Source organism: Tannerella serpentiformis, assembly GCF_003033925.1.
GTDB classification, from domain to species: domain Bacteria; phylum Bacteroidota; class Bacteroidia; order Bacteroidales; family Tannerellaceae; genus Tannerella; species Tannerella serpentiformis.
In genome coordinates, this window is the sequence record NZ_CP028365.1 from 1416571 (window position 1) to 1429898 (window position 13328).

General features: G+C 51.9%; 10 protein-coding genes. 5 read left to right on the forward strand and 5 right to left on the reverse strand.

Annotated features, from left to right (window positions below):
- Positions 1 to 162: 162 nt before the first annotated feature.
- From uvrC to C7123_RS05790, 5 genes are all read right to left on the reverse strand, one after another.
- A complete protein-coding gene (gene uvrC / locus C7123_RS05770) occupies positions 163 to 1974 on the reverse strand; it encodes an excinuclease ABC subunit UvrC (protein WP_069176109.1) in 1812 nt (603 codons plus the stop codon).
- Positions 1975 to 2013: 39 nt separating this feature from the next.
- Positions 2014 to 3894, reverse strand: a complete 1881-nt coding sequence (gene mnmG, locus C7123_RS05775) for a tRNA uridine-5-carboxymethylaminomethyl(34) synthesis enzyme MnmG (RefSeq protein ID WP_069176110.1) — start codon at positions 3892 to 3894, stop codon at positions 2014 to 2016.
- A 1182-nt stretch (positions 3895 to 5076) separates the two neighbouring features.
- Positions 5077 to 5568 carry a Fic family protein gene (locus tag C7123_RS05780; RefSeq protein ID WP_069176111.1) on the reverse strand — a complete coding sequence of 164 codons (492 nt, stop codon included), beginning with the start codon at positions 5566 to 5568 and terminating at the stop codon, positions 5077 to 5079.
- The gene (locus C7123_RS05785) at positions 5561 to 6577 is read right to left on the reverse strand and encodes a DNA-binding protein (protein WP_069176112.1); all 1017 of its coding nucleotides are present in this window, start codon (positions 6575 to 6577) and stop codon (positions 5561 to 5563) included. Before C7123_RS05785 ends, C7123_RS05780 begins: the two co-directional genes overlap by 8 nt.
- A gap of 20 nt (positions 6578 to 6597) precedes the next feature.
- Positions 6598 to 7608, reverse strand: a complete 1011-nt coding sequence (locus C7123_RS05790; protein WP_069176113.1) for an AI-2E family transporter — start codon at positions 7606 to 7608, stop codon at positions 6598 to 6600.
- A 1001-nt stretch (positions 7609 to 8609) separates the two neighbouring features.
- Between C7123_RS05790 and mce the strand changes: the two genes are divergently transcribed.
- Genes mce through C7123_RS05815 form a run of 5 tightly spaced genes read left to right on the forward strand, consistent with a single transcriptional unit; the run spans position 8610 to position 13181 of the window.
- A complete protein-coding gene (mce, locus tag C7123_RS05795; protein ID WP_037982305.1) occupies positions 8610 to 9011 on the forward strand; it encodes a methylmalonyl-CoA epimerase in 402 nt (133 codons plus the stop codon).
- A 26-nt stretch (positions 9012 to 9037) separates the two neighbouring features.
- On the forward strand, positions 9038 to 10591 hold the full coding sequence (locus C7123_RS05800) for an acyl-CoA carboxylase subunit beta (RefSeq protein WP_038001575.1): 1554 nt from the start codon (positions 9038 to 9040) through the stop codon (positions 10589 to 10591).
- A 33-nt stretch (positions 10592 to 10624) separates the two neighbouring features.
- Positions 10625 to 11512, forward strand: coding sequence for an OadG family transporter subunit (locus C7123_RS05805; protein WP_037982310.1), 888 nt, complete (start codon positions 10625 to 10627; stop codon positions 11510 to 11512).
- A gap of 58 nt (positions 11513 to 11570) precedes the next feature.
- Positions 11571 to 12002, forward strand: a complete 432-nt coding sequence (locus C7123_RS05810; protein ID WP_038011259.1) for an acetyl-CoA carboxylase biotin carboxyl carrier protein — start codon at positions 11571 to 11573, stop codon at positions 12000 to 12002.
- 12 nt (positions 12003 to 12014) lie between these two features.
- Positions 12015 to 13181, forward strand: coding sequence for a sodium ion-translocating decarboxylase subunit beta (locus C7123_RS05815; protein ID WP_037982314.1), 1167 nt, complete (start codon positions 12015 to 12017; stop codon positions 13179 to 13181).
- Positions 13182 to 13328: the final 147 nt, after the last annotated feature.

Genomic DNA, 13328 nt, shown 5'->3' on the forward strand with positions numbered 1-13328 from the left:
GGATAAAAAACGCGTTTTAGATGCCTCTGACTGCTGTCAATGGGGTGAAAAATGCGTTTTAGGTGCCTCTGACTGCTGTCAATGGGATAAAAAACGCATTTTAGATGCCTCTGACTGCTGTCAATGGGCAGAAAACTCGGGGGAGCAACCCATTGACAACCGTCAACGCACTTCCATACCTAATCCCTCGGCTACCAACGCGGCCTTTTTCTTTCCGATCAGCTCTTCGAGCTCCGCGGACGGTGCCTCTCGAATACGCTTCACGCTTTTGTATTTCTTCAGCAGCGCCTCTTTCGTCTTCTCCCCGATGCCTTTTATCGTATCCAGTTCGGAGACGATCTGCCCCTTGCTGCGCATATGCCGGTGAAAAGTGATGCCAAAGCGGTGCGCCTCGTCGCGCAAATGCTGGATCACTTTCAGCGTTTCAGACGTCTTGTCGAGCACGAGCGGAAACGGATCGCCGGGGTAAAAGATTTCCTCAAGCCGCTTAGCCAACCCAACAATGGTGATCTTGCCTAACAGATTCAGCTCACGAAGCACCTCCGTAGCCGCATTCAACTGCCCCTTGCCCCCGTCGATAATGATCAACTGCGGTAGCGGTGCCTTCTCCTCCAGAAGTCGTGTATAGCGCCGTGTGACGATCTCTCGCATCGAAGCAAAGTCGTCAGGCCCCACGACGGTTTTGATATGGAAATGGCGGTAATCCTTCTTCGACGGCTTCGCCTTCTTGAACACTACACAAGCAGCCACGGGGTTCGTCCCCTGGATATTCGAGTTGTCGAAACACTCTATTTGCATCGGTAAAACGGGCAAATGCAAATCCTTTTGGATCGTAGTCAACAGACGTGTCGCACGTTGCTCCGGGTTGAATTTCTCCGATCGCTTCAGTTTATCCACCTTATACTGCTTCGCATTTTGAAGTGAAAGCTCGAGCAACTTCCGCTTATCCCCCCTTTGCGGAACGGTAAAGCTGATCCCTTCCGGGAAGACGCCTTCAGGAATAAACGGCACAATAATCTCGTTTGCATGGCTCCGAAAGCGCTCACGCATCTCTACAATACCCAGCCCCAGGACGTATTCTTTCTGTTCATCGTCGAGTTTCTTTTGATACTCGATCGTGTAGACCTGAACGATTGCACCGCTCCCAACATGCATGTAATTGATGAAAAAGGACGTCTCGTTTTCGTCCAACGAGAACACGTCCACGTTGTGAAGCATCGGCACAACGGTAGATTTCAGCCTGAAACTTTCCACCAAATCATACTGTCGCTTTACCTCTTGCGCCTCTTCAAAACGCATCTCTTCAGCAAGCACCTTCATTCGTTCGAGCAACAGTTCGCTCACCTTGGAGCTGTTTCCCTTCAGGATCTCCTTGATGTCGGCGATGTTCCTGTTGTATTCCTCCGCCAACTGCATCCCCACACATGGCGCCTTACAACGCTTGATATGGTACTGCAAGCAGACTTTATACTTACCTGCGTGGATTGCCTCGGGCGTCAGTGCATGTTTACAATTACGAATAGGGTAAAGCTCTTTGATCAGGTGTAATAGCGTGCGGATAAAATGCACAGATGAATAGGGACCGTAATACAGCGAGCCGTCGCGAATAATATTGCGCGTTTGGAAGATTCGCGGGAAGGGCTCGTTCTTGATGACGATCGAAGGATACGTCTTATCGTCCTTCAATAATACATTGTATCGCGGACGATACTGCTTGATTAGGTTATTCTCTAACAGTAACGCATCCGCCTCCGAATCGACAACGATGTATCGAAGGTCGTAGATCTGCTTCACCAACACGCGCGTCTTCCTGTTCTCGTGCTCCTTTTGGAAGTACGAGGAGATACGCTTGCGTAGATTCTTAGCCTTACCCACATAGATCACCGTACCCTTCGCGTCGTAATACTGATAGCATCCGGGCTTCTCGGGTATGGTGGAGAGTAGGGATGTGATGTAATTCAATCGATCGTTCATAGTCCATGTTTCCTGTTTCACGTGAAACAAATCAAGGTTTCACCGACCGAGCAATACAAGCAACACATTGATGTCATTCGGTGAAACACCTGGAATTCGCCCCGCCTGAGCGAGTGTTTCTGGATTGATCCGGGCGAGCTTCTGTCGTGCCTCAATGGTGAGCGATTGTATGGACGCATAATCGAAACGCCCCTTGATCCGTATATTTTCCAGTCGAGAGATTTTATCGGCCACTAATCGCTCGCGTTTGATGTAGCCCCCATACTTTACATCGATCTCCACAGCCTCCAAAACTTCATTTCTATAATTCGCGGAAATGGCGTCAATGATTTCTCTGAACTCAAATATGCCATTCATTGCATCTGTGAATTTGACCTGTGGACGAGACAATACATCGACCAACTTGCATGCATGCTCCAGCGGCGATGTGCCCAAACGCAGCAGTAAATCATTCACCCGTTCGGGCGTGACAGAAAAAGATCGAATGAAGTTTGTCACATCCTCGCACGCTTGCTTCTTACTCAAGAATAATCGATAGCGATAGTCGTCTGCCAAACCCAAACGATAGGCACGCTCGGTCAGACGCATATCTGCATTATCCTGACGCAATAGGATGCGATACTCCGCGCGGGAGGTGAACATGCGATACGGCTCGTCGACACCCTTCGTTACTAAGTCGTCGATCAGTACACCGATATAAGCCTCGTCACGCCGTAAGACAAACGTCTCCTCCTCCGAATGGCAACGTAAGTGCGCATTGATACCCGCTATTAACCCTTGTCCTGCTGCCTCCTCATAGCCGGTTGTCCCGTTGATCTGTCCGGCAAAGAATAGACGCGAGATACGTTTCGTCTCAAGCGTGTGGAGTAATTCCGTCGGGTCGAAGAAGTCGTATTCAATGGCGTAACCAGGGCGATAGAGATGAATATCGCGAAAGGCGGGGAGCTGTTGTAGCGCCCGAAGCTGCACATCGAACGGAAGCGACGAGGAGAAGCCATTCAAGTAGTATTCGTTCGTCCGCTCGCCCTCGGGCTCGAGAAAGAGCTGGTGTTGCGTTTTATCGGCAAAGAGCATGATTTTCGTTTCGATGCTGGGACAGTAACGGGGACCAATACTCTTGATACTACCGTTGTAAAGTGGTGACTCGGAAAGTCCGCTACGCAACACTTCGTGGCAGGCCGGATTGGTGTAGAGCGTCCAGCAACTCAACTGCTTCAGATCGCTTCGTACATTGTCCAAATAGGAGAATCGAGATGGATCAAGATCTCCTGCTTGCTCTGTAAGTTCCTCGAAATGAACGCTTCGACCATCAATTCGGACCGGCGTACCCGTCTTCATACGGTCGGCAGTGAAGCCGAGCGAGACAAGCTGCTCCGTGAGATCTGTAACGGCTGGCTCAGCCATACGACCGCCCGAAAACCGAACACTCCCTACGTGCATCAGACCATTCAGGAACGTACCGTTAGTCAGCACGACACAACGAGCGTGAAATTCAACGCCCAATTGCGTCCGAACACCGCAAACCTCTTGCCCATCGAGCAGAAGCTGGTTCACGGTGTCTTGCCAGAGATAGAGGTTCGGGATTCCCTCGATTGTTTCACGCCAAACACGCACGAACTGAGCGCGATCACACTGCGCACGCGGACTCCACATAGCTGGTCCCTTGCTCCGATTCAGCATACGGAACTGAATCGTCGTGCGATCTGTCACACGGCCCATCCATCCCCCCAAGGCATCGATCTCACGAACGATCTGCCCCTTGGCAATGCCCCCCACAGCGGGGTTGCAACTCATCTGAGCCATGTTATTCATGTCGCGGGTGATGAGCAGTGTCTTCGAACCCAGTCCAGCTGCCGCTGCTGCCGCTTCGCAGCCGGCATGACCCGCACCCACCACGATCACGTCGTAATCAAACTTCATCTTGCTTGTAACTCCTACTTATAACGATTACAAAGGTACGCCCGCGGCCAAATCCCTGCAAAATAGCGCCTCAACGGCCTCTCTATCCGGTTGAAAACCTGCTTATAACTTCGTTTACAACTACTGAAAAGGATATTTGGAGAAATCAAGATGCGCTATAAGAGGAGCTGTTTCCCGTTTTGCCAAAGAAATTTCCAACAAATCGTACCCATACTCTCCACGTGAAAATCCACCGAGAAAGAGGTTTTCCACAGTCCGATTTAATCCCCTCAAAAAGTTATTCGCAGGGTGTTTATAACTTAGATGAAGTCGCTTCCGGAGCACATTTAGGCCGTTCATATCTGTTTGAAAATGTACGCTCAAGCGCTCATAACCCGGATACCCAAATAATCGATGAAAAAAGAATCAACGCTTTCCACTGGTTATCATCCCCACTATAGAGAATCAAAAAAACAGAAATGACAAAATGAAGTTGTGCATGATGATTGCCGGTGGAAAAAGTCTTTACCAGGGGAGCGGAGGAGTGCTCACCAAAGACATCGAGTTGAGCTCCGCTTTCGTAGATGAACCGCCTCGGTTGAAGTGAAACATCTTTGCTCCTAACCGAACCCCTTCCGCAGGTGTGTATAACCCCGTGGATTCTCCTGGGATAGCCTCGTTAAGAACTGCTCATAAATAGATTTGGAAGATTCAGTGCCTTGCATAAGCTCACAGACTTCTCATAACGCCAAACAAACTTTGGAAGAATCTTCCGCACATTCTCCACCTGTCGTTCCACCGCTCTCTCCCCTCTCCCACCCCCATTTTTAATTCCCTAAGAGCGTTTTCCGCCGCTTGTTCATAACCCCGATAAGCCCGCTTGCAATCGCATTTCTATGGCGTTTATATCCATTTGAAAAGCTCTCGGCCGACGCTCATAAGCCATACCGCCAAACAAAAGCACCCAAAAACAATCAACGGTTTCCACCGCCTATATTTCCCTTCATAGGAGATTTCAAAAGAGAAGAGATGAATAAGATGGAGTGAGGTTCGATGGGTAATGATCGTCGGTGGAAAAAGGTGTCGGCCGGAGAATTGGACTCTTATTCAGCGATGGGCTGGGTATAAAGCAACGGCGGCGACAAGGAACTGCTCCCCATCGCCGCCGTGACTGTACGTATAAAGGTGTGTGCCCCCCTGTGCCTATTCCTTGGATTCCTCTCGGTCGTAGTCTTCGCCTTGTACGCCTAACTCTCCTAAGCTCGTCGCACGGGCTATATCCAACTTCAGCGCCTCGTCATAGTCTTCGCCGGCCATGAAAGCATACATCATGCGAAGCAACAAGTCAGAACTGATATGCGAGGCCGCGATGTGATAAATGATCGATTCAAACTGCTTCATGAAGACACATGCGTTCCAATAACGTTCGTTCTTATGCAGGAAGTAGGCCCCCAAGGTCAGTGCGATACGCTTGTTGCCATCCGTGAAGTAATGCCTTGAACAGAAGGTGAAGACAAGGTAGGACAGCTTATCCGTGAACGTGGGGTAATAGTCATCATTCCGTACGAACTCCAACGTGGCTCGAATTCCACCCTCGTCGCGCACACCGGAGAATCCGCCGTCGCTGGCTGAGATCATCTTACGATAGACTACCAACGTCTCGTCATAATCGATATACCGGATCGCCTCATTCATCCTCCGCCTGCTTCAAACGTTTGAGTACGTCTTTATTCTCGGCCAGGATCCGATCGAAATCAACCGACTGATCGCCGATGAATCGCTCGAACTCCTCCGGTGTGACGGCCCGCAGATAGTCTGCTATATTCCCGTGATAGGCATCGCGGAAACTATAATCGCGAGAGGCCATCTTCGTTCTGGCGTCATGGATATAGGGCTTTTGCATGGGGTGCTCGGACAGTTCGTCAATAAGCTCCGCCACGTCTTCGATGGTAAGTGGGACGCTGCCATTCTTCTTAAAACGTGCTTCTATGTATGCAGCCAGTCCGTTTTCAAACGATGAAATGACGAGCAGCACCTCTGCATACAACGTCTGCCGGACATTGTCTTTCGGTGCTAAGCGAAGAATCTTACGATACTCCTTGGCCTTCTCTCTGAATACGGCTTCATAGATGAGATCCGTCACCTGAGCATACTTGTAGGTCGGATGCCCGAACACATATTGGTTGATGGCCGAGGTCAGGTTCTTGCGATAATTCTCTTCCGTAATGGCCGCGGTCAGGTAATTCACATCCCTTCGGTTGATGTATTTCGTCCCGCCTCCCGTCCTTTCGTTGATGGTGGCGATGACCACATCCAAGATCAGGCTCCGAACTGCTTTGGCCTTCTCGCTCTCGGCCAGCAGCATGCCCATGTTCAGGAAGGCACGGAAATTAAAGAGTCCGAGTCGTCTGGTTTTGATCGCCTCATTTGTGAGGTGATCAAATTGTAACTTGAACGCTTCAAGCGATTTACCTTGACATAAAACATATCCATTGCGCTTCAGCTCATCGCCGTACGCGGTCAAGTATCGGTCTATTGTCGAGACGTCCACGCCGTAGAAATCTGCGATCATCTTTTTCGTGAATCGGTATTCTCCTTCAAAGAGCATACCCTCTATCCCAAGCTGTCGTTGCATTTCATCGACAGCGAAACGGTTGTTGAGCACGTTTTGGCGCTCAATGTCTGATGTAGTCAGATCTTTCATATTTCACTTTCTTATTTGAGTTATTCCTCTTCATCCAAATACTCCTCCTTGAAGATGTTGACCAGCAGGAAGAACATCGAGATCAGCAGTGGGCCGAAGATGATGCCCCAGAAGCCGAATAGGGACAGGCCGAGGATGACACCGAAGACGGTGATCAGTGGGTGAGTGTCGGCCAGACGTTTCTGGAGGATGAAGCGCACCACGTTGTCGATGTTGATCAGTATGATGGAGCAGTAGGCCGCCAGACCCGCCGCATCGACCCATCGGCCAAGGATCAGCAGGTAGACAACGAGCGGTACCCACACGATGCTCGTCCCGATGATCGGAATAATCGTCGCAAAGCACGTCAGGACGGCAAAGAGCAGTGCACTCGGCAGGTCGAAGAAAAGGTATGCCGCGTAGGCCACCAGTCCCTGCACGATGGCCAGCAATGGGATTCCCACGGCATTCGACCGCACCATCCGGTAGATCTCGTTAACCACCCGCAGCCGGTGCTCCTCCTTGAACGGCAGCAGCTCGTAGACATAGCGCTCGATGCGACGGAAGTCCACCAGAATGAAATAGAGGAAGAAGACGAGCACGACGAGTGTCACCGCCATGCTGCTCACCTGCCCGATCACGTACTGCACGCCGCGACTCATGTATCCCGTGGCCATCGTCAGATTGTCGAACGTGAAGAGGTCGTAGCCGAAGCGCCGCTTGATCTGCCGGTCAATGTCGTCCACCATCTGCTGCAGACCCGAAATGTCCATGTTGATATGCTGCACCCGTTCGACCGTCATCCAGCCAATCAGCGTCAGCGGCCCCAGGATCATCACGGCTACCTCAATAAGCACCACCACCGTGGCCAAGACCCGCGGCCAGTGCCACCGCTCTGTCAGCGTGATCATCTGCCCACGTACGAGCACAAAAATCGTGAACGCTCCCAGCAGTCCGCTGACAAACGCCCACAGTTCACCCACAATCAGCGCCCCCAGCCCCAAAATGAGCGTGACGAGCGAATACTTCCAATACTTCTCTTTCGTTGACATTGATTCTTCCTTTTGATAGGCCCATTCTACATGGCCCGCACATTATATAACGTATAAAAATCGCCTGTTTGCAGCCCAAAAGTAGCCCAAACCGAGGCTCCGCTGCATTTCTTTTTGTCCAAAAGCCCCATCTGTGCTTGACGACAAGACTTTTGGGCGAAAAGGACGTCTGCCCGTGCCTCGTGGCAATACTTCTGGAAAAAAAGGAGGCCTGTCGATGCCTTGAGACAGGAGTTCTTGGAAAAAAAGAAGCCGATCTTCTGGTTCTGATCCTATCATATTTCGAGATATGGTAGAGATTGAGACCTTGTTTTATACTTCATCTTAGGATATATAGGTGTATGAAATCAGGTTTGAAGTGTATCTCAAAATATATGTCCGTATGAGGGTATGTAGATACTTCATTTTGAAATACGCTATAAGATGGGTGTTCGAATTGAACTGCATTTTTTTATGAGATAGAATATGAATCACGTATTTGATACGTATTTTGGAATGAGATAGTAGCGTATGATCGGATTAGATCTTATTTTGAGATGAGCTATTGGCGGAATATAGGATAGATACGTATCTCAAAATGAATAATCAATCTATGCTTCATTTTGCACCATATTTCCAGATATAGAACAATATGAACAAGGTTTCGAGGTTCCTTTTTTTATAGACCTATTGTCGCGAGGTGCTGGCGGGCCTCCTTTTTCTCCAGAGGTACTGTCATGAGGCATTGACGGATCTCCTTTTTTCCCAGAGGTGCTGCCACGAGGTGTTGGCTGGTCTTCTTTTTCTCCAGAGGTACTGTCACGAGGCGGTTTCAGGGCTTTGGTGCTACAAAAGTTAGGATAAGTATGCCGTTTCGATAAGATTTTGCCGGATAGAAGCAGGATAAAAGGACGGAATTACCCCGCTGGTCTTTGTTCTTGAGATAAACCGAATAGGAAATTGAATCCGCCGCTTACCTTTGCCCGCACATTAACATTATTCACTAATAAAGCAAAGTCACAATGGAAATTACCCACATCGAACATCTCGGCATCGCCGTGAAGAGCATCGAGGAACAGCTGCCTTACTACGAGGAAGTATTGGGCGCTAAGTGTTACAACATCGAGGTTGTGGAAGACCAGAAGGTTAAGACCGCCTTCTTCAAGTTTGGCCAGACGAAGATCGAGCTTCTGGAGCCTACCAGCCCTGAGAGCACCATCGCCAAGTTCATCGAGAAGCGCGGCGAAGGCATCCATCACATCGCCTTTGCTACGCCCGACGTACAGGCCGCCCTTGACGAAGCCGCATCGAAAGGTGTGCAGCTGATCGACAAGAAGCCGCGCCCAGGCGCTGAAGGCCTCCACATCGCCTTCCTGCATCCCAAATCCACACACGGAGTCCTCACCGAACTCTGTATGAAATGAGAACCCTTTAAACAGATAAGAAGGAAATGAGCAATCAACTTGAAAAGGTAAAAGAACTCATCGCCCAGCGTGAGAAAGCCCGCCTGGGTGGCGGCGAAAAGGCCATCGCTAAGCAGCACGAGCGCGGTAAATACACCGCCCGTGAGCGCATCAACATGTTGCTCGACGAAGGCAGCTTCGAAGAGATGGACATGTTCGTAGAGCACCGCTGCACGAACTTCGGACAGGACAAGAAGAAGATCCTTGGCGACGGCGTAGTGACCGGTAGCGGTACGATCGACGGACGCTTGGTGTACGTCTTTGCGCAAGACTTCACCGTCTTCGGCGGTTCGCTCTCCGAGACCATGGCGCAGAAGATCTGCAAGGTCATGGACAAGGCCATGATGATGGGTGCACCCTGCATCGGCATTAACGACTCGGGTGGCGCACGTATTCAGGAAGGCGTCAACGCCCTGGCCGGATACTCGGAAATCTTCCAGCGTAACATCCTGGCGTCGGGTGTCATCCCGCAGATCTCGGGCATCTTCGGCCCCTGCGCAGGTGGCGCTGTGTACTCTCCGGCCCTGACCGACTTCACGCTTATGACCGAGGGCACATCCTACATGTTCCTCACCGGCCCCAAGGTGGTTAAGACCGTGACGGGCGAAGACGTGACGCAGGAAGACCTCGGCGGTGCCAGCGTACACTCCACCAAGTCTGGCGTGACTCACTTCACAGCTAAGACCGAAGAAGAAGGTCTGGCCACCATCCGCCAGCTGCTCAGCTACATTCCGCAGAACAACCTCGAGGAGGCTCCGCTGAAGGAATGCAACGACCCGATCGACCGTCTGGACGACAACCTGAACGAGATTGTTCCCGACAACCCCAACCGGGCCTACAACATGTACGAGGTGATCAATACCATCGTCGACGATCACGAGTTCTTCGAGATTCAGCCCAACTACGCCAAGAACATCATCATCGGTTTCGCCCGCTTCAACGGCCAGTCCGTCGGTGTAGTGGCCAACCAGCCGAAGTTCATGGCCGGAGTGCTCGACTGCAATGCTTCGCGTAAGGGTGCCCGCTTCGTTCGCTTCTGCGACGCCTTCAACATCCCCATCATCACGCTCGTTGACGTGCCGGGCTTCCTCCCCGGAACGGGTCAGGAGTACAACGCCGTTATCCTGCACGGAGCCAAGCTGCTCTACGCTTACGGCGAGGCTACAGTGCCCAAGATCACGGTTACGCTGCGTAAGTCGTACGGTGGATCGCACATCGTCATGAGCTGTAAGCAGCTCCGTGGCGACTTGAACTACGCTTGGCCGACGGCCGAGATCGCCGTAATGGGCGGATCGGGCGCAGCCGAGGTGCTCTACGCCAAGGAACTGAAGGAGGCTGCCGATCCTGCTGCGCTGATGGCTGAGAAGGTGAACGAGTACAACAAGCTCTTCGCTAACCCCTACAACGCCGCACGTTATGGCTACATCGACGATGTGATCGAGCCGCGTAACACGCGCTTCCGCATCATCCGCGCCCTGCAACAGCTTCAGACCAAGAAGCTGACTAACCCGGCTAAGAAGCACGGAAATATCCCCTTGTAACCTCTTGTAGAACCAAAGCAACCGTTTGGTCTTATGAAAACAAAGGGAATGTTTTTGGCCATGGTACTGCTCGTTTGCAGCCTCGCTGCAAGCGGGCAGTCCGCTTCTTCTATCCGCCTGAACGAGGTGCTGGTCATCAACGTCGACAACTTCGTCGATGATTATGGATCAAGGAGCGGATGGATCGAACTCTTCAACAACTCGCCCGGAACGATCGACCTGAAAGGGTGTTACCTGACAAACGACGTCAACAACCCCCGTAAATACATGATCCCCAAAGGCGACGTCAAGACCAAGATCCCACCTCGCCAGCATGCACTATTCTGGGCCGACAACAAGGCCTCACGCGGAACATTTCATTTGAACTTTACGTTGGATCCCGAGCGTGAAAACACGATTTTCATCTTCGATTCTGACGGGAAAACGCTGATCGATAAAGTCACCGTCCCCGTTGGACAAAAGCCCGACGTGAGTTATGGCCTGACACTCGACGGGGGTGACACCTGGGCAACACTCGAAAAAGTAACCCCGGACACGAACAACAAAGTGTTGGACTCAAATGAAAAGATCGAGAACTTTCAGACGAACGACCCCTGGGGCATAGGCATGACCTTAACGGCAATGGCCGTCGTCTTTGCGGGGCTGATCGTACTCTACTTCCTCTTCAAACAAGTCGGACGCATCGCTATCCATGCCAGTCGTCGACGCTCCGAGAAGGCCGGTATGACCGGTGTCGCCGTCAAGAGCAGCGGACAGGAGTCGGGCGAAATTTTTGCCGCTATTGCATTGGCACTCTACGAAGTGTCTGAGGATACCCACGATATTGAGAGCACGGTGCTTACCATGAGTAAGGTGGCGCGTCGATACTCTCCGTGGAACTCTAAAATCTATGGATTAAGGAACCTCCCCGCGAGGCGATAACTCACAGGTTAGTCATCGCATCTGCGGTACACATACACCACTTTTATCATCCTCTCAAATGAAACAATTCAAGTATATCATCAATGGCAACATCTACAACGTCTCCGTCAACCAAGTGGAGGACACCACGGCCGAGGTCGAAGTGAACGGCACTCCCTACAAGGTGAAGATGGATAAGCCAGCCAAGAAAGAATTTGTCACCATCAAGCGTCCTGCACAAGCACCCACCACAACCACAGGCGCACCCGTAGTCAACCGACACGCTGCCGAAACCTCGGCCGCCGCCCTCAAGTCGCCACTACCGGGCGTTATCCTGACCGTCGACTGTAAGGTGGGCGACACCGTCAAGCGTGGGCAAAAGCTCTTCGTGCTCGAAGCTATGAAGATGGAAAACATCATCCCCTCCGATCGTGACGGCCAAATCGTAGAGATCAAGGTTGGCAAGGGCGACTCCGTCCTGGAGGGCGCCGATCTGGTAATCATCAAATAATACAGCGGCACAATGCATGAGAATTTCTTGACATTCTTGGGAGAGAACATGCAGACGTTCCTCTCCTTCACCGGATTCGCCAACGCCACCTGGGGCCATATCATCATGCTCCTCGTTGGCTTGGTCTTCATCTTTCTGGCCATCAAGTACGAGTTCGAGCCGATGCTACTTATCCCCATCGGATTCGGCATTTTGATCGGCAATATCCCCTTCAAAGACGCCGGATTGCAGATCGGTATCTATGAGGAAGGCTCCGTGCTCAACATCCTCTACCAGGGTGTCAAGCAGGGCTGGTATCCGCCGCTCATCTTCCTCGGTATCGGGGCCATGACCGACTTCTCGGCGCTGATCTCCAACCCCAAGCTGATCCTCATCGGGGCCGCCGCACAGTTCGGCATCTTCGGCGCCTATATTGTCGCCCTACAGTTCGGTTTTGATCCCAGCCAGGCCGGTGCCATCGGTATCATCGGCGGAGCAGACGGCCCCACGGCCATCTTCCTCTCCTCTAAGCTCGCCCCTAACCTCATGGGCGCCATCGCCGTTTCGGCTTACTCCTATATGGCCCTCGTGCCCATTATCCAGCCTCCCTTCATGCGCCTCTTCACCACGAAGAAGGAGCGCGTGATCCGTATGAAGCCGCCCCGCGTGGTGTCGCAAACGGAAAAGATCGTCTTCCCCATCATCGGCCTCTTGCTGACGGCATTCCTTGTACCCTCGGGGCTACCCCTGCTCGGTATGCTCTTCTTCGGCAACCTGCTGAAGGAAAGTGGCGTCACCCGCCGCTTGGCTGAGGCGGCTCGTGGACCGATCATCGACATCGTCACCATCCTGCTCGGTGTCACCGTCGGAGCCTCCACGCAGGCTACGGAGTTCCTCCGCTTCCAGTCGGTGCAGATCTTCATCCTGGGCGCCTTCTCGTTTATGGTAGCCACCAGCGCCGGTGTACTCTTCGTGAAGTTCTTCAACCTCTTCCTCAAGGAAGGCAACAAGATCAACCCCCTGATCGGTAACGCTGGCGTGTCGGCCGTGCCTGACTCTGCACGCATCTCGCAAAACCTCGGTCTGGAATACGATCCGGGCAACTATCTGCTCATGCACGCCATGGGTCCGAACGTAGCCGGAGTGATCGGATCGGCCGTGGCCGCAGGCGTACTGTTAGGCTTCCTCGGTGCGAGTTGAAAGGAGGCCGTTTCTACGCGATCATAACCAGTCTTTGTTCATAGCATCTTGGGCTAAGAAGCTGTTTTGAATTAAACTCCTTGGGAGCCGGACGTTGACAAACGCCCGGCTCTTTTCATAGCCCATTTATCATCTTACCCCTAATCA

Bases quoted from the DNA above. Each gene is read 5' to 3' on its own strand.
- uvrC (WP_069176109.1), bottom strand. From the start codon at position 1,974: ATGAACGATCGATTGAATTACATCACATCCCTACTCTCCACCATACCC.
- mnmG (WP_069176110.1), bottom strand. From the start codon at position 3,894: ATGAAGTTTGATTACGACGTGATCGTGGTGGGTGCGGGTCATGCCGGC.
- C7123_RS05780 (WP_069176111.1), bottom strand. From the start codon at position 5,568: ATGAATGAGGCGATCCGGTATATCGATTATGACGAGACGTTGGTAGTC.
- C7123_RS05785 (WP_069176112.1), bottom strand. From the start codon at position 6,577: ATGAAAGATCTGACTACATCAGACATTGAGCGCCAAAACGTGCTCAAC.
- C7123_RS05790 (WP_069176113.1), bottom strand. From the start codon at position 7,608: ATGTCAACGAAAGAGAAGTATTGGAAGTATTCGCTCGTCACGCTCATT.
- mce (WP_037982305.1), top strand. From the start codon at position 8,610: ATGGAAATTACCCACATCGAACATCTCGGCATCGCCGTGAAGAGCATC.
- C7123_RS05800 (WP_038001575.1), top strand. From the start codon at position 9,038: ATGAGCAATCAACTTGAAAAGGTAAAAGAACTCATCGCCCAGCGTGAG.
- C7123_RS05805 (WP_037982310.1), top strand. From the start codon at position 10,625: ATGAAAACAAAGGGAATGTTTTTGGCCATGGTACTGCTCGTTTGCAGC.
- C7123_RS05810 (WP_038011259.1), top strand. From the start codon at position 11,571: ATGAAACAATTCAAGTATATCATCAATGGCAACATCTACAACGTCTCC.
- C7123_RS05815 (WP_037982314.1), top strand. From the start codon at position 12,015: ATGCATGAGAATTTCTTGACATTCTTGGGAGAGAACATGCAGACGTTC.